This is a genomic window from Streptomyces sp. SUK 48 (genome assembly GCF_009650765.1).
Classification (GTDB): domain Bacteria; phylum Actinomycetota; class Actinomycetes; order Streptomycetales; family Streptomycetaceae; genus Streptomyces.
This window is the reverse complement of record NZ_CP045740.1, coordinates 6294589-6310974: the sequence shown is the minus strand read 5'-3', so window position 1 is coordinate 6310974 and position 16386 is coordinate 6294589. Positions and strand designations below refer to the sequence as shown.

Genomic DNA, 16386 nt, shown 5'->3' with positions numbered 1-16386 from the left:
GGTGGCCGGATCTCCTCGTGTCCCGCGAGGTCAGGCGGTCACCGCGCCCGCGCCCACCGGGTGACCCGGTCCCCGTACACGGCGGCGGCCAGGACGGCGACGGCGTGCGCGAGCAGTCCCGCACGCCCGTTGCCCGCCACCACGGCCGCCCCCAGCGCGGCGCCGAGGGCGTGCGCCCCCGTGTCCCCGAGCATCGTGCGCTCGCCGAGATCCTCGCGCAGCACCGCGGCCGCGGCGCCCGTGGCGACGGCCGCCAGTTCCCCGCCGGGCCCCGCGCGCAGCAGTCCCGGGGCGCCGAGCGCGAGCACCGCGCCGAGCGCGCGTCCGGGTCGTACGTCGACCAGGTTCACACCGTGCGCGGCGCCCGCGATGACGACTCCGGCGAGCAGCCTGTCCAGCGGCCGCCGCTTCAGCAGCGCGCCCGCGACGAGGGAGGCCGCGCAGATCCCGGACAACTTGACGGCGCCGCTGGTGACTTCGCCGTCGCGCAGGGCGCCGAGGTGTTCCCGGAAGCCGTGGCGGTGGTCGCCCGCCGCGTCGTCGTACGCCCCGCAGGCCCCCGCCGCCAGCACGGCGAGTCCGGCCGCGGGACGCACCCGCGCGGCCGCCAGCGCCGTACCGACCGCCACGGCGGGCCCGGCGTGCAGCTCGACGGTCCGGCCCGCGTGGTTCTTCCGCTCCCACCGCGCGTCCCCTCGGGGCGCCTTGGCCCGCAGCAGGACGAACCCGGCCCGGGTGAGCGCGGCGGCGAGCAGGAAGGAGCGGGACTTCGGGGTGCCGGTCATCCCGACACCCTAAGTCCCGCCGCCGGCCCGCCGGTTACCGCCGCCGGGCCGCCGGTTACCGCCGCCGGGCAAGCGGGCGGCCGGGCCGCCGGTTCCGGCTACTGATCCGCCCGTGCCGTCGCCAGCAGTTCCTCCGCGTGGGCGCGGGCCGCCTCCGAGTCCTCCTGGCCCGCCAGCATGCGGGAGAGTTCGCGGATGCGGTCCTCGCCCTCCAGGACCTTGACGCCGGAGCGGGTCACCGAGCCGTCGTTGGTCTTCTCGACCAGCAGCTGCCGGTCGGCGAAGGCGGCGACCTGGGGCAGGTGGGTGACGACGACGACCTGGGCGCTGCGGGCGAGCTTGGCCAGACGCCGGCCGATCTCGACCGCCGCCTTGCCGCCGACGCCCGCGTCGACCTCGTCGAACAGGTACGTCGGCACCGGGTCCGTGCCCGCGAAGACGACCTCCACGGCGAGCATCACCCGGGACAGCTCACCGCCGGACGCGCCCTTGGCGATGGGCCGCGGCGGGGCGCCCGGGTGCGGGGCGAGCAGCAGCTCGACCTCGTCCACGCCCGAGGGGCCGTACGCGACCGTCCGGCCGCCGACCTCGACGCCCTCGGGGTCCTCGGTCTGCCGGATGTCGAAGGAGACCCGCGCGTGCGGCATGGCCAGCGAGGCGAGTTCGGCGGTCACCGCGGCGGCGAACCGCTCGGCCGCCTCGGCCCGCGCGTCGGTCAACGCCTGGGCGAGCCCGCCCAGTTCGGCGCCCAGCGCGTCCCGCTCGGCGGTCAGCTCGCCGATCCGCTCGTCGTCGCCGTCCAGCTCGGTCAGCCGCGCGGCGCTCTGCTCGGCCCACGCGAGCACGGCGTTCACATCGTCGCCGTACTTGCGGGTCAGGGCGGTCAGGGCGGCCCGGCGCTCCTCCACCGCGGCGAGCCGCAGCGGATCGGCGTCCAGGTCGCCGGCGTATCCGGCCAGCTCACCGGCGACATCGGCGAGCAGGATCCCGACCTCACCGATCCGCTCGGCGAGCGCGGCGAGCGCCGGGTCATGGGCGCGGACGGCCTCCAGCGCCCGGTGGGCGCCCGCGACGAGGGCCTGCGCGTCGATGCTCTCCGGGTCCTCGGGGTTGCCCGCGAGGGCGGCGTGCGCGACCGTCGCGGCGGACGACAGCGCCTCCGCGTGCCCGAGCCGCTCGGCCTCCTCGGCCAGCTCCGCGTCCTCGCCGGGCCGCGGCTCCACGGCGGCGATCTCGTCGAGGCCGTAGCGGAGCATGTCGGCCTCCTGCGCCCGCTCCCGCGCCCGCGTGGTGATCTCGTCGAGCTCGACGGCGACGGCCCGCAGCCGGCGGTACGCCTCGCGGTACTTGGCGAGCGGCACCGCGACCGCGTCGCCCGCGTACCGGTCGAGGGCCCCGCGCTGCCGGGACAGCTTCAGCAGCCCCTGCTGGTCGGTCTGCCCGTGCACGGCCACCAGGTCGTCGGCCAGCTCGGCGAGCAGCCCCACGGGCACGCTGCGCCCGCCCAGATGGGCCCGCGAGCGGCCCTCCGCGGAGACGGTACGGCTGATCAGCAGGGCACCGTCGTCCAGCTCGGCCCCGGCCTCCTCGGCGCGTACGACGGCGGCGGCGCCCTCGGGCACGGAGATCCGCCCCTCCACGACCGCCTTCTGGGCCCCTATCCGCACGAGCGCCGGGTCGGCCCGGCCGCCGAGCAGCAGCCCCAGGCTGGTGACCACCATGGTCTTGCCCGCACCCGTCTCACCGGTGACCGCGGTGAACCCCGGCGACAACTCGACGACGGCATCGTCGATGACCCCGAGCGACCGTATCCGCATCTCCTCCAACACGGAACAGACCATACGAGGTCTCGGGCGGCGAGCGCACATGCCCCACCCATCTCACCCCGTCGGCCGTCCGCCCCCGCAGGCGAGACCGGACCCCGCCGGAAAGCTAGTGCGCGCCCCGCCACCCGGTCGTCGGCAGGGCGAACTTCGCCACCAGCCGATCCGTGAACGAGGAATGATGCAGCCGCGCCAGCCGCACCGGCACCGCTCCCCGCCGCACCTCCACCCGCGCCCCCGGCGGCAGCTCGATCGTCCGCCGCCCGTCGCACCACAGCACGCCCGGCGGGACGTGCGGCAGCACCTCCACCGCGAGCACCGAGTCCGGCGACGTCACCAGCGGCTTCGCGAACAGCGCGTGCGCGCTGATCGGCACCATCAGCAGCGCCTCCACCTCGGGCCACACCACCGGGCCGCCGGCGGAGAACGCGTACGCCGTGGACCCGGTCGGCGTGGACAGCACCACGCCGTCGCAGCCGAACCCCGTCACCGGCCGCCCGTCGATCTCCAGTACGACCTCCAGCAGCTTCTCCGCGCCGGCCTTCTGCACGGCCGCCTCGTTGAGCGCCCAGTCGGTGTGCACGATGTCCCCGTTGCGGTGCACCACCACATCGACGGTCATCCGCTCCTCGACCTCGTACGACCGCGCCACCACCCGGTCGACCACCCGATCGAGGTCATCGCGTTCCGCCTCCGCGAGGAATCCCACGCGCCCCAGGTTGACGCCGAGCATCGGCACCCCGGAGGCGCGGGCGAACTCCGCGCCCCGCAGCAGCGTTCCGTCGCCGCCGAGCACGATCAGCAGCTCGCAGCCGTCGAGACACGCCGGGGTCGCCTCGCCCACCAGCCTCACCTCGTCGGGGAGCGGCAGGTCGCGCGCCTCCTCCTCCAGCACCCGCACACCGATGCCATGCCTGAGCAGGCCCTTGACGACGAGTTCCGCGCTGCGGATCGCCGCCGGCCGGCCGGTGTGGGCCAGCAGGAAAACAGTACGCGCCAGATTCTGTGTCAACGCGGCCCCTCCGCCACTGCACGGTCGACATCGGCCGGGTCCAGGCGGGGGGCGCCGGACCGCAGCCACAGGAAGTACTCGACATTGCCCGAGGGCCCCGGCAGCGGACTCGCGGTGACCCCCCGCACCCCGAGCCCGAGCTCCCACGCCTTCTCGGCCACCCCGCGCACGGCCTCCGCCCGCAGCTGCGGATTCCGTACGACACCCCCGCTGCCGAGCCGTTCCTTACCCACCTCGAACTGCGGTTTGACCATCATCACGAGGTCGGCGTCCTCCTTCACGCACCGCTTCAGGGCCGGCAGCACCAGCCCGAGCGGGATGAAGGACAGATCGCCCACGACGAGATCAACAGGTTCCCCGTCGATCGCGTCGAGCGTCAACTCCCGTACGTTCGTACGGTCCTTGACGGTGACCCGGGCATCGCTCTGCAACGACCAGGCGAGCTGCCCGTAGCCGACGTCCACGGCCACCACATGGGCGGCGCCCGCGCGCAGCAGGACATCGGTGAAACCGCCGGTGGACGCGCCGGCGTCCAGCGCGCGCCGGCCCTCCACCACCAGGCCGAGCGGCACGAAGGCCGCGAAGGCGCCGGCGAGCTTGTGGCCGCCCCGGGAGACGTAGTCGGGGTCGCTGTCGTCGGCCTGGACCACGATCGCGGCGGCGGTCTCCACCTGCGTGGCCGGCTTGGTCGCCACGGCCCTGCCGACGGTGACCCGCCCGGCGGCGATCAGCTGGCTGGCGTGCTCACGCGAGCGCGCGAGCTTCCGGCGGACCAGCTCCGCGTCCAGACGACGGCGTGCGACTCCTGCCACGTTCGGTTCAGCTCCTGCTTTGTTCGTACGACGGTGACGGGACCGGAGGTCCCGGGCGGCCGTCGAGCGCGGTCAGCGCGTCGCGCAGCCCCCGGTGTACATCCTCGTACACCTCGACATGTCCGTCGGTGGCGAGGTGGTCGGCATCGGCCAGCCGCGCCAGCCGGGCGTCCACCCCGGCGTCGCCGGTGGGGGTGCGCGGGAGGTTCAGGGGGCCGGGGCCGCGGGGTCGTACGCGGGTTCGGGCACCGCGTGGGACTCGGCCGGGGACGCTGCCGGGGGCTCGGTCCGCCCGGCGCTCCCGGCGGTCTCGGCCTCGGACACGGACTCGCTCATGCCCAGACGCTACCTCGAACCGCTGGGGTACCGTCGGTGGCGATGGCCACGATCGAAGAGTGCCGTACCGCACTGCGAAAGCTTTCGGACACCATGGGGGGCGCCGAGGGCGACGCGCGCGACGCCGCCACGCTGGAGCGCTCGGTGAGCTGCCACATCACCGACCTGGACGTCACCTTCGCCGGCCGGATGACCGGCGGCCGCCTGGAGGTGGCCGAGACCCTGCCGGGACCCCCGCGCGAGCGGGCGCAGATCCGGCTGGCGATGGCCGGTGACGATCTGCTGGCCCTGGTGGACGGCGGGCTGCACTTCGCCACCGCCTGGGGCAAGGGCCGGGTGCGGCTGGAGGCGAGCCTGCTGGATCTGCTCCGGCTCAGGAAGCTGCTGTGACCCGCTGAGCGCGTACCTTGCGCGCGGCCGGCACCACCAGCGGGGTCCCGGTCTCGGGGTCCTCGATGACCTGGCACTTCAGCCCGAACACCCGCTCCACCAGCTCGGCCGTGACGATGTCGTTCGGCGCGCCCTCGGCGATCACCTCGCCGCCGCGCAGGGCGATCAGGTGGGTGGCGTAGCGGGCCGCGTGGTTGAGGTCGTGCAGGACGGCGACCAGGGTGCGGCCCTGGGCCTCGTGCAGTTCGGCGCACAGGTCGAGGACGTCGATCTGGTGCTGGATGTCGAGGTAGGTCGTCGGCTCGTCCAGGAGCAGCAGCGGGGTCTGCTGGGCAAGCGCCATGGCGATCCACACCCGCTGCCGCTGCCCGCCGGAGAGTTCGTCCACGTACCGCTCGGCCAGCTCCGCGACCCCGGTCTGCCGCATGGACTCCTGGACGACCCGCTCGTCCTCGGTGGACCACTGGCGCAGCAGGCCCTGGTGCGGATAGCGGCCCCGGCCGACCAGGTCGGCGACGGTGATGCCGTCGGGCGCGACGGCCGACTGCGGGAGCAGGCCGAGGGTGCGGGCGACCTGCTTGGCGGGCAGCGACCCGATGGCCTGACCGTCGAGGAGGACCTTGCCCTGGCTGGGCTTCAGCATCCGGGACAGGGCCCGCAGCAGCGTCGACTTGCCGCACGCGTTGGGTCCGACGATCACCGTGAAGGAGTGGTCGGGTATCTCCACCGACAGCTGCTCGGCGATGACCCGCTGGTCGTAGGCGAGGGTGACGTGGTCGGCGGACAGGCGGTTCACAGTGCTCCTTGAGAAGTTGGCGGCGCTCATATCCGGCCCGCGCGGCGTTCGGTGACCAGCAGCCACAGCAGATAGCCGCCGCCGAGGACGCCGGTGACCACACCGACGGGCAGCCGGCCGGCGCCGAAGACGCGCTGCGAGGCCCAGTCGGCGGTGACCAGGAGGGCGGCGCCCATGCAGAGGGAGGCCACCAGGTTGGGGCCCGGCGAGCGGGTGAGGCGGCGGGCGAGCTGGGGGGCGGTGAGGGCGACGAAGCTGACCGGTCCGGCGGCGGCGGTGGCGGCCGCGGTGAGCAGCACGGCGCTGACCATCAGCACCAGCCGCACCCGCTGCACCGGCACCCCGAGGGCGCCCGCGGTGTCGTCGCCCATCTCCAGCATCCGCAGGCCCCGGCCGTGGGCGAGGACCAGCGGCAGCAGGACGGCGCACAGCCCGAGCAGCGGCCAGACCTGGTCCCAGTCGCGGCCGTCGAGCGAGCCGGTCATCCAGACGACCGCGCGGGCCGCGTCGACCAGGTCGGCCTTGGTGAGCAGATAGCCGTTGACGGCGGTGACGACCGCGCTGACGCCGATGCCGACCAGGACGAGCCGGTATCCGTGCACACCCTGCTTCCAGGCGAGCAGATAGATGGCGAGCCCGGTGACCAGGCCGCCGATCAGCGCGCCCAGGGTGACCTCGGCGGCGCTGCCGGACATCAGCACGATCACCACCAGCGCGCCCGCCGTCGCCCCCTGCGAGAGGCCCAGCACGTCCGGGCTGCCCAGCGGGTTGCGGGAGACGGACTGGAACAGCGCGCCGCCGAGCCCGAGCGAGGCGCCGACCAGCAGCCCCACGAGGACCCGGGGCAGCCGCAGTTCATGGACGATGAAGTGCTGGTAGGCGTTGCCGTTCCCGGCGAGCGTCTTCAGTACGTCGGCCGCGGGTATCCGCGCGTCGCCGGTGCCGATCAGCGCGACACCGGCGGCGAGCGCGACGGCCACCAGCAGGACGACGACGATCAGCGCACGCGCGTCCAGACGCAGCGACAGGCCGCCGGGGACGCGTACGGCACGGCTCCTGGGATGTGTCCTCACAGCTGGGCCGTCCTCCGTCGTCGTACCAGAAAGATGAAGACCGGGCCGCCGATGACCGCGGTGACGATGCCGACCTGGAGCTCCGCGGGGCGGGCCACGACACGGCCGACGACATCGGCGCCGAGCAGCAGCGCGGGCGACAGGACGGCGGCGTACGGCAGGATCCAGCGCAGGTCGGGGCCGGTGAAGGAGCGCACCGCGTGCGGGACCATCAGGCCGACGAAGACGATGGGACCGCAGGCGGCGGTCGCGGCGCCGCACAGCACGGTGGCGGCCAGCATGGCCAGGGCGCGGGTGCGGTTCAGATGGGCGCCGAGGGCGCGGGCGGTGTCGTCGCCCATGGTCACGGCGTTCAGCGGCCGGGCCAGGCCGAGCGCGAGCACACTGCCCGCCGCGAGGAACGGCAGCACCTGGGTGATGGTCGACTCGCTCGCCGAGGCCAGCGAGCCCACCGTCCAGAAGCGCATCCGGCCGAGCGCCGCGTCGTCCATGATCATCACGGCTTGGAGATAGCCGTACAGGGCGGCGCTGATCGCCGTACCGGCGAGGGCGAGGCGGACCGGGGTGGCGCCCCGGCTGCCGCCGAGGAACCAGACCAGCGCCCCCACCGCCGCGGCGCCGACGAAGGCGAACCACACGTAGCCGCTCAGGCTGGTGACGCCGAAGAAGGAGATGGCGGTGACCACGGCCGCCGAGGCGCCGGCGTTGATGCCGAGCAGCCCGGGGTCGGCCAGCGGATTGCGGGTGAGCGCCTGGAGCACGGCGCCGGACAGGCCGAGCGCGGCGCCGGCCAGCAGCCCGAGCACGGTGCGCCAGAGCCGCTCGTCCACGACCACGTCGCCGTACGAGCCCGTGTCGCTGAACAGGCCGTGCCAGACCTGTGCCAGGGTGAGCGCTTTCGCCCCGATCGCGATGCTCGCCACGGCGACGAGCACCAGGAGCGCGACGGAGAGCAGCAGCCCAAGGGGCCGCACCGCCCGGCGAGTTGGGGGCGCGGGGGCGGTCGCCGCGCGCGGTTCCGGAGGACTGTCGACCAACACGAGGTTAGGTTAGCCTATCCTCGCCGTCGGTCGAGGTCCCCGGGTACCGAAAGCCGCGCGACGCCACCGCGGGCGGCGCGCCGCCGGGGGAAGCCGCCCGCCGCCGATGTGAAGGCGGCTCAGAGTCCGAGCCGCGCCAGCGCCTTCCCCCCGTCCAGCTCGCAGGAGCCCTCCCCGGCCGCCGTCCACGACGCCGCGCACAGCGCCCGCAGTCCGTCGAGGGCCTCGCCGTCGCCGTCCAGCTCCAGCCGGGTGTCCCCGGCCGTCGCCGTCCACCCGCCGCACCGGAAGCCCTCACCCTCCCGGGTGATTTCCGGCTGGCCGGTGAGCAGCCCCCGCAGATCCGCGTCCACGTACGTCGGCCGGTGCTCCGGAGTCGCGGCCAGCAGCCGGGCGCCGTCGGTGACGCCGGTCAGCACCAGGAGCGAGTCCACACCGCCGTTGAACGCGCCCTCGATGTCGGTGTCCAGCCGGTCCCCCACCACCAGCGGCCGCTTCGCGCCGGTCCGGATGACCGTCTCCCGGTGCATCGGCGGCAGCGGCTTGCCCGCCACCTGCGGCTCCTTGCCCGTGGCGATCCGTACGACCTCCACCGCCGCCCCGTTGCCCGGCGCGATCCCGCGCCCGCTCGGGATCGTCAGATCGGTGTTCGACGCGAACCACGGCACCCCGCGCGCCACCGCGTACGACGCCTCCGCGAACCGGCTCCAGGTCAGGTCGGGCCCGCCGTACCCCTGCACCACCGCGGCCGGGTCGTCGTCCGCCGAATCCACCGGCTCCAGGCCCCGCTCGCACAGCGCCACCCGCAGCCCCTCGCCGCCGATCACCAGCACCCGCGAACCGGCCGGCACCTGCTCCGCGATCAGCCGTGCCACCGCCTGCGCCGAGGTGATGACGTCCTCGGCCGCCGCCGGTATCCCCAGCTCGGTCAGGTGCTCGGCGACCGCCCCGGGCGTGCGCAGCGCGTTGTTGGTGACGTACGCCAGGTGCATTCCGCCCGCGCGGGCCCGCTCCAGGGAGTCGACGGCGTGCGCGATCGCGTTCCCGCCCGCGTACACCACTCCGTCGAGGTCGAGCAGCGCCGTGTCGTACGCCTCGCTCAGGGGCCGTCCACTGCTCTCGGGCCCGGTCCTGACGCCGTCGCTCATATCCGCATCGCTCCTCGCTCGCTCGCTTACCCCCGATCATCCCGCATGCCGCTGACATACGATGCCGGGATGGACATTGCAGGTCACTCGGAAGCAACGGCGCGCCGGGGCCTGGAACTCACCCCGTTCCGCGGCCTTCGATACGACCCCGACCGGGTCGGCAGCCTGGCCTCCGTCACCTCCCCGCCGTACGACGTCGTGGTGCGGCCCGACGGGGTGCACCACCTCCAGTCGGCGGACCCCCACAACATCGTCCGGCTGATCCTTCCCGAGGCCCACACGCCGAGCGAACGCACCGAGCAGGCCGCCGACACGCTGCGCCGCTGGCTCGCCGAGGGCATTCTCGCCGCTGACCCCGAACCCGCGCTGTACGTGTACGAGCAGAGCGACGGCGAGGGCATGCTCCAGCGCGGCGTCATCGGGACGCTGCGGGTCTCCGAGCCGGCCGAGGGCGTGGTGCTGCCGCACGAGGGTGTCATGGCGCCGGTGGTCGCCGAACGCGCCGCCCTGATGCGCGCCACCCGCGCCAATCTGGAACCGCTGCTGCTGACCTACCGCGGCGACGGCACGGCCGCCGAGGTCCTGGAGCGCACCGCCGAGAAGCCGCCGCTGCTGGCCACGACCACCGAGGACGGCTTCCGGCACTGCCTGTGGGCGATCACGGACGCCGCCGACATGGCCCTGATCCAGTCCGACCTGGCCCACCACCAGGCTTTGATCGCCGACGGCCACCACCGCTGGGCCACCTATCTGCGGCTGCGGGACGAGCAGCCCGCGCCGGGCCCCTGGGACCACGGGCTGGTGCTGCTGGTCGACACGGCCCGCTATCCGCTGCGGGTGCGCGCCATCCACCGGCTGCTGCACGGCCTGCCGGTGGCGGACGCGCTGGCCGCCGTGGAGGGCCTGTTCCAGGTACGGCGCCTCCAGGTGCCGCTGGCCGAGGCCCTGGCCGCGCTGGCGGACGCGTCCTGCGCGGGCAACGCCTTCCTGCTGGCCGGCGACGGCGCCTTCCATCTGCTGGACCGCCCGGACCCCGCGCTGCTGGCCCGCACCGTCCCGGCGGACCGCCCGGCCGCCTGGCGCTCCCTGGACGCCACGGTCCTGCACGCCGTCCTGCTGGAACACGTCTGGCACATCCCCGAGGACTCCCCGGCGCACATCGCCTACATCCACGACACGGCCGCGACCGTGGCGAAGGCCGAACGCGACGGCGGTACGGCCGTGCTGATGCACCCGGTGCGCGAGGACGTCGTACGCGATCTGGCCCGCCAGGGCGTGACCATGCCGCGCAAGTCGACGTCGTTCGGGCCGAAGCCGGCGTCGGGGCTGGTGCTGCGGGCGCTGGAGATCTGATCCCGCGCGGCTCCGGGCATGCGAAAGGGGGCAGGTTCCTTCGGGAACCTGCCCCCTTGGTCATTCACTGACGGGTGTCAGTCCTTGTCGCGCTCCGCGTCGCTCTTGTCCGCGCCCTTGCCGGCAGCCGCGTCCTCGTCCGCGTCCTGGACCAGGTCGTCATCGGCGCTGTCGTCGTCGACCTCGGCCGCGGGGGCCTCGGTCCCGGGAGCGTCGGCCTCGGGGGCCTTGGCGCCGGCGGCGTCGTCCTCGTCCTCGTCCAGGGCGTCCACGAACTCCACGCCGTCCATCTCGGCGAGCCGGTCGGAGGCGTCGGTGCTGCCGTCCCGGTCGGCCTCGACGGCCTTCGCGAACCACTCCCGCGCCTCGTCCTCGCGGCCGACCGCGAGCAGGGCGTCGGCGTAGGCGTAGCGCAGCCGGGCGGTCCAGGGCTGGATGGAGTGGGAGGCCAGCTCCGAGCTCTGGAGGGTCACGATGGCCGCGTCCAGCTGGTCCATGTCGCGCCGGGCACCGGCCGCGACGAGCCGCATCTCGACCTGTCCGGCCTTGTCCAGCTTGTGCACCTCGGGGGCGCCGGCCATGTCCAGCGCCTTCTCCGGCCGGCCGAGCCCGCGCTCGCAGTCGGCCATGACCGGCCACAGCTCCACGTTGCCGGTCATCCGGCGCGCGGCACGGAACTCCGCGAGGGCCTCGCTGTACTTCTGGTTCGCGTACGCCGCGAAACCGGCGGCCTCGCGTACGGCGGCCACCCTGGACGCCAGGCGCAGGGCCACCTTGGAGTACCCGTAGGCGCCCTCGGGGTCCTCGTCGATGAGCCGCGCGACCATCACCAGGTTGCGGGCGACGTCCTCGGCGAGCGTCTTGGGCAGGCTCTGGAGCTCCTGCCGGACGTCCTTGTCGATCTCGTCGCCGGTGACGTCCTCGGGGATCGGCAGCCGCTTGATCGGCTCGCGATCGTGGTGACGGTCGCGGTCACGGTCCCGGTCGTCACGGCGGCCGTAGCCACCGCCACGGCGGTCGTCGCCCCGGCTGTCCCGGCGGTCGTCGCGGCGGTCGTCGCGGCGGAAGCCGCCGGGGCGTCCGCCACGGTCGTCACGGCGGGGACCGCGGTCACCGCGGTCGTCGCGCTGGAAACCGGGACGCGAGGAACGGTCGTCGTCACGGCGCCCGTACGACGGACGGTCGTCACGTCGGCCGTAACCGCCGCCGCCACGGTTGTCATCACGGCGGTTGTCGTCACGGCGGTCGTCGCGACGGAAGCCACCGCGGTCGTCGTCACGGCGACCGTACGACGGACGGTCGTCACGGCGCCCGTAACCGCCACCACCGCCACGGTTGTCATCACGGCGATCGTCACGACGGAAGCCGCCACGGTCGCCACCCCGGTCGTCGTCACGACGGAACGAGGGGCGCTCGTCACGCCGGTCGTCGCGGCGGAAGCCGCCGGGGCGGCCGCCACGGTCGTCACGACGGGGACCACGGTCACCGCGGTCGTCCCGCTGGAAACCCGGACGCGAGGAACGGTCGTCGTCACGACGCCCGTACGACGGACGCTCGTCACGCCGGCCGTAACCGCCGCCACGGTTGTCGTCACGGCGGTTGTCGTCACGACGGTCGTCCCGACGGAAACCACCGCGGTCGTCGTCACGGCGACCGTACGACGGACGGTCGTCACGGCGCCCGTAACCGCCACCACCGCCACGGTTGTCATCACGGCGATCGTCACGACGGAAGCCGCCACGGTCGCCACCCCGGTCGCCGCCACGGTCGTCATCACGGCGGAACGAGGGGCGCTCGTCACGCCGGCCGTCGCGGCGGAAGCCGCCGGGGCGGCCGCCACGGTCGTCACGACGGGGACCACGGTCACCGCGGTCGTCCCGCTGGAAACCCGGACGCGAGGAACGGTCGTCGTCACGACGCCCGTACGACGGACGCTCGTCACGCCGGCCGTAACCGCCGCCGCCACCGCCGCCACGGTTGTCGTCACGGCGGCCGTACGAGGGACGGTCGTCGCGGCGGTCGTCACGACGGTCATCGCGGCGGAAACCGCCGCGGTCGCCGCGGTCGCCGCGGTTGTCGTCGCGCCGGAAGCCGCCACGGTCACTGCGGTCACCACGGTCGCCGCGGTAACCGCCGCGGTCGCCACGGTCCCCACTGTCCCGTCGCCGCTGATCGCGCTCCGGTCGGTCGTCGGGAGAGTTGGTGGACATGGTGACTCCTGTCTTCGGTACCACAAGCATTGTAAAAACAAAAGGACCCCTGGTCCCAGCTGAACGCTGGGACCAGGGGTCCTCCAAAGATTGTTCGGCGGCGTCCTACTCTCCCACAGGGTCCCCCCTGCAGTACCATCGGCGCTGTAAGGCTTAGCTTCCGGGTTCGATATGTAACCGGGCGTTTCCCCTACGCTATGACCACCGAAACCCTAATGGTTTCGAGCGAACAAGCACACTTTGTAGTTATGCGTTCAGCTCTAGCCGGCAACTGTTCGTTGCCTCAGAACTAACACAGTGGACGCGAGCAACTGAGGACAAGCCCTCGGCCTATTAGTACCGGTCACCTCCACCAGTTACCTGGCTTCCAGATCCGGCCTATCAACCCAGTCGTCTACTGGGAGCCTTACCCCATCAAGTGGGTGGGAGTCCTCATCTCGAAGCAGGCTTCCCGCTTAGATGCTTTCAGCGGTTATCCCTCCCGAACGTAGCCAACCAGCCATGCCCTTGGCAGGACAACTGGCACACCAGAGGTTCGTCCGTCCCGGTCCTCTCGTACTAGGGACAGCCCTTCTCAAGACTCCTACGCGCACAGCGGATAGGGACCGAACTGTCTCACGACGTTCTAAACCCAGCTCGCGTACCGCTTTAATGGGCGAACAGCCCAACCCTTGGGACCGACTCCAGCCCCAGGATGCGACGAGCCGACATCGAGGTGCCAAACCATCCCGTCGATATGGACTCTTGGGGAAGATCAGCCTGTTATCCCCGGGGTACCTTTTATCCGTTGAGCGACGGCGCTTCCACAAGCCACCGCCGGATCACTAGTCCCGACTTTCGTCCCTGCTCGACCCGTCGGTCTCACAGTCAAGCTCCCTTGTGCACTTACACTCAACACCTGATTACCAACCAGGCTGAGGGAACCTTTGGGCGCCTCCGTTACTCTTTAGGAGGCAACCGCCCCAGTTAAACTACCCATCAGACACTGTCCCTGATCCGGATCACGGACCCAGGTTAGACATCCAGCACGACCAGACTGGTATTTCAACGACGACTCCACCCACACTGGCGTATGAGCTTCAAAGTCTCCCAGCTATCCTACACAAGCCGAACCGAACACCAATATCAAACTGTAGTAAAGGTCCCGGGGTCTTTCCGTCCTGCTGCGCGAAACGAGCATCTTTACTCGTAGTGCAATTTCACCGGGCCTATGGTTGAGACAGTCGAGAAGTCGTTACGCCATTCGTGCAGGTCGGAACTTACCCGACAAGGAATTTCGCTACCTTAGGATGGTTATAGTTACCACCGCCGTTTACTGGCGCTTAAGTTCTCAGCTTCGCCCCACCGAAATGGAGCTAACCGGTCCCCTTAACGTTCCAGCACCGGGCAGGCGTCAGTCCGTATACATCGCCTTACGGCTTCGCACGGACCTGTGTTTTTAGTAAACAGTCGCTTCTCGCTGGTCTCTGCGGCCACCCCCAGCTCAGGGAGTAAATCCCATCACCGAGCGTGGCCCCCCTTCTCCCGAAGTTACGGGGGCATTTTGCCGAGTTCCTTAACCATAGTTCACCCGAACGCCTCGGTATTCTCTACCTGACCACCTGAGTCGGTTTAGGGTACGGGCCGCCATGAAACTCGCTAGAGGCTTTTCTCGACAGCATAGGATCATCCACTTCACCACAATCGGCTCGGCATCAGGTCTCACCCTTATATGAATGGCGGATTTACCTACCACTCGGGCTACACCCTTACCCCGGGACAACCACCGCCCGGGATGGACTACCTTCCTGCGTCACCCCATCACTCACCTACTAACCGCTTGGTCCGGCGGCTCCACCACTCCCCTCAACTCCGAAGAGATCAGGGCGGCTTCACGGCCTTAGCATCACGATGCTCGATGTTTGACGCTTCACAGCGGGTACCGGAATATCAACCGGTTATCCATCGACTACGCCTGTCGGCCTCGCCTTAGGTCCCGACTTACCCTGGGCAGATCAGCTTGACCCAGGAACCCTTAGTCAATCGGCGCACACGTTTCTCACGTGTGTATCGCTACTCATGCCTGCATTCTCACTCGTCAACCGTCCACAACTACCTTCCGGTGCTGCTTCACCCGGCAGACGACGCTCCCCTACCCATCACAGCACCCGTTGGGGCTATATGCTGCAATGACACGACTTCGGCGGTACGCTTGAGCCCCGCTACATTGTCGGCGCGGAATCACTAGACCAGTGAGCTATTACGCACTCTTTCAAGGGTGGCTGCTTCTAAGCCAACCTCCTGGTTGTCTGTGCGACTCCACATCCTTTCCCACTTAGCGTACGCTTAGGGGCCTTAGTCGATGCTCTGGGCTGTTTCCCTCTCGACCATGGAGCTTATCCCCCACAGTCTCACTGCCGCGCTCTCACTTACCGGCATTCGGAGTTTGGCTAAGGTCAGTAACCCGGTAGGGCCCATCGCCTATCCAGTGCTCTACCTCCGGCAAGAAACACACGACGCTGCACCTAAATGCATTTCGGGGAGAACCAGCTATCACGGAGTTTGATTGGCCTTTCACCCCTAACCACAGGTCATCCCCCAGGTTTTCAACCCTGGTGGGTTCGGTCCTCCACGAAGTCTTACCTCCGCTTCAACCTGCCCATGGCTAGATCACTCCGCTTCGGGTCTTGAGCGTGCTACTGAATCGCCCTGTTCGGACTCGCTTTCGCTACGGCTTCCCCACGCGGGTTAACCTCGCAACACACCGCAAACTCGCAGGCTCATTCTTCAAAAGGCACGCAGTCACGAGATGCAGCAAGCTGCATCCGACGCTCCCACGGCTTGTAGGCACACGGTTTCAGGTACTATTTCACTCCCCTCCCGGGGTACTTTTCACCATTCCCTCACGGTACTATCCGCTATCGGTCACCAGGGAATATTTAGGCTTAGCGGGTGGTCCCGCCAGATTCACACGGGATTTCTCGGGCCCCGTGCTACTTGGGTGTCTCTCAAGCAAGCCGCTGACATTTCGACTACGGGGGTCTTACCCTCTACGCCGGACCTTTCGCATGTCCTTCGTCTACATCAACGGTTTCTGACTCGCCCTACGGCCGGCAGACCGTAGAAGAGAGATCCCACAACCCCGCACACGCAACCCCTGCCGGGTCTCACACGCATACGGTTTGGCCTCATCCGGTTTCGCTCGCCACTACTCCCGGAATCACGGTTGTTTTCTCTTCCTGAGGGTACTGAGATGTTTCACTTCCCCTCGTTCCCTCCACTTGCCCTATGTGTTCAGGCAAGGGTGACAGCCCATGACGACTGCCGGGTTTCCCCATTCGGAAACCCCCGGATCAAAGCCTGGTTGACGGCTCCCCGGGGACTATCGTGGCCTCCCACGTCCTTCATCGGTTCCTGGTGCCAAGGCATCCACCGTGCGCCCTTAAAAACTTGGCCACAGATGCTCGCGTCCACTGTGCAGTTCTCAAACAACGACCAGCCACCCATCACCCCGAACCCATCAACGAGTCCGAGTGCACTGGGGCCGGCGACTGAGGAGAAGATCAGATCATTCCCTCAGACACCCAACAGCGTGCCCGACCAGAACCCGTCCGAGGATCATGCGTTCC

General features: G+C 70.5%; 12 protein-coding genes, 2 rRNA genes and 1 pseudogene. 3 read left to right on the top strand and 12 right to left on the bottom strand.

Features of this window, described 5'->3' with window-relative positions; translation table 11 throughout:
* Positions 1 to 38: 38 nt before the first annotated feature.
* The 5 genes and pseudogenes from GHR20_RS27930 to GHR20_RS27910 all read right to left on the bottom strand — a co-directional run bounded on the left by GHR20_RS27930 (position 39) and on the right by GHR20_RS27910 (position 4681).
* Positions 39 to 785, bottom strand: a complete 747-nt coding sequence (locus GHR20_RS27930; protein WP_111585089.1) for a hypothetical protein — start codon at positions 783 to 785, stop codon at positions 39 to 41.
* 98 nt (positions 786 to 883) lie between these two features.
* A complete protein-coding gene (gene recN / locus GHR20_RS27925; RefSeq protein ID WP_194859009.1) occupies positions 884 to 2626 on the bottom strand; it encodes a DNA repair protein RecN in 1743 nt (580 codons plus the stop codon).
* A 91-nt stretch (positions 2627 to 2717) separates the two neighbouring features.
* Positions 2718 to 3620, bottom strand: a complete 903-nt coding sequence (locus tag GHR20_RS27920; RefSeq protein ID WP_111585087.1) for an NAD kinase — start codon at positions 3618 to 3620, stop codon at positions 2718 to 2720.
* Positions 3617 to 4432, bottom strand: a complete 816-nt coding sequence (locus tag GHR20_RS27915) for a TlyA family RNA methyltransferase (RefSeq protein WP_148027498.1) — start codon at positions 4430 to 4432, stop codon at positions 3617 to 3619. Before GHR20_RS27915 ends, GHR20_RS27920 begins: the two co-directional genes overlap by 4 nt.
* A 7-nt stretch (positions 4433 to 4439) precedes the next feature.
* Positions 4440 to 4681: pseudogene (locus GHR20_RS27910) on the bottom strand (hypothetical protein).
* Between the two features lie 129 nt (positions 4682 to 4810).
* On the opposite strand from GHR20_RS27910, the gene GHR20_RS27905 reads away from it, so the two are divergent.
* Positions 4811 to 5158, top strand: coding sequence for a sterol-binding protein (locus GHR20_RS27905; RefSeq protein ID WP_153814730.1), 348 nt, complete (start codon positions 4811 to 4813; stop codon positions 5156 to 5158).
* Here GHR20_RS27905 and GHR20_RS27900 read toward each other — a convergent pair.
* The 4 genes from GHR20_RS27900 to GHR20_RS27885 form a co-directional block, all read right to left on the bottom strand.
* Positions 5142 to 5984 carry an ABC transporter ATP-binding protein gene (locus GHR20_RS27900; RefSeq protein ID WP_194859008.1) on the bottom strand — a complete coding sequence of 281 codons (843 nt, stop codon included), beginning with the start codon at positions 5982 to 5984 and terminating at the stop codon, positions 5142 to 5144. The genes GHR20_RS27905 and GHR20_RS27900 overlap by 17 nt on opposite strands.
* A complete protein-coding gene (locus GHR20_RS27895; RefSeq protein ID WP_111585084.1) occupies positions 5981 to 7027 on the bottom strand; it encodes an iron chelate uptake ABC transporter family permease subunit in 1047 nt (348 codons plus the stop codon). The genes GHR20_RS27900 and GHR20_RS27895 overlap by 4 nt, the downstream gene beginning before the upstream one ends.
* Positions 7024 to 8067, bottom strand: coding sequence for an iron chelate uptake ABC transporter family permease subunit (locus tag GHR20_RS27890; RefSeq protein ID WP_111585083.1), 1044 nt, complete (start codon positions 8065 to 8067; stop codon positions 7024 to 7026). The genes GHR20_RS27895 and GHR20_RS27890 overlap by 4 nt, the downstream gene beginning before the upstream one ends.
* 119 nt (positions 8068 to 8186) lie before the next feature.
* On the bottom strand, positions 8187 to 9215 hold the full coding sequence (locus GHR20_RS27885) for an HAD-IIA family hydrolase (protein ID WP_153814728.1): 1029 nt from the start codon (positions 9213 to 9215) through the stop codon (positions 8187 to 8189).
* Between the two features lie 69 nt (positions 9216 to 9284).
* Between GHR20_RS27885 and GHR20_RS27880 the strand changes: the two genes are divergently transcribed.
* Positions 9285 to 10568 carry a DUF1015 domain-containing protein gene (locus GHR20_RS27880; RefSeq protein WP_153814727.1) on the top strand — a complete coding sequence of 428 codons (1284 nt, stop codon included), beginning with the start codon at positions 9285 to 9287 and terminating at the stop codon, positions 10566 to 10568.
* Positions 10569 to 10645: 77 nt separating this feature from the next.
* On the opposite strand, the gene GHR20_RS36925 is transcribed toward GHR20_RS27880, so the two are convergent.
* Positions 10646 to 11503, bottom strand: coding sequence for a tetratricopeptide repeat protein (locus tag GHR20_RS36925; RefSeq protein WP_194859146.1), 858 nt, complete (start codon positions 11501 to 11503; stop codon positions 10646 to 10648).
* A 21-nt stretch (positions 11504 to 11524) separates the two neighbouring features.
* Between GHR20_RS36925 and GHR20_RS36920 the strand changes: the two genes are divergently transcribed.
* Positions 11525 to 12841, top strand: a complete 1317-nt coding sequence (locus GHR20_RS36920; protein ID WP_194859172.1) for a hypothetical protein — start codon at positions 11525 to 11527, stop codon at positions 12839 to 12841.
* A gap of 29 nt (positions 12842 to 12870) precedes the next feature.
* Here GHR20_RS36920 and rrf read toward each other — a convergent pair.
* Positions 12871 to 12987 (bottom strand): 5S ribosomal RNA (gene rrf / locus GHR20_RS27870).
* Between the two features lie 104 nt (positions 12988 to 13091).
* Positions 13092 to 16213, bottom strand: a 23S ribosomal RNA gene (locus GHR20_RS27865).
* Positions 16214 to 16386 lie beyond the last annotated feature (173 nt).

Bases quoted from the DNA above. Each gene is read 5' to 3' on its own strand.
- GHR20_RS27905 (WP_153814730.1), top strand. From the start codon at position 4,811: ATGGCCACGATCGAAGAGTGCCGTACCGCACTGCGAAAGCTTTCGGAC.
- GHR20_RS27930 (WP_111585089.1), bottom strand. From the start codon at position 785: ATGACCGGCACCCCGAAGTCCCGCTCCTTCCTGCTCGCCGCCGCGCTC.
- GHR20_RS27880 (WP_153814727.1), top strand. From the start codon at position 9,285: ATGGACATTGCAGGTCACTCGGAAGCAACGGCGCGCCGGGGCCTGGAA.
- GHR20_RS27900 (WP_194859008.1), bottom strand. From the start codon at position 5,984: ATGAGCGCCGCCAACTTCTCAAGGAGCACTGTGAACCGCCTGTCCGCC.
- recN (WP_194859009.1), bottom strand. From the start codon at position 2,626: ATGGTCTGTTCCGTGTTGGAGGAGATGCGGATACGGTCGCTCGGGGTC.
- GHR20_RS27885 (WP_153814728.1), bottom strand. From the start codon at position 9,215: ATGAGCGACGGCGTCAGGACCGGGCCCGAGAGCAGTGGACGGCCCCTG.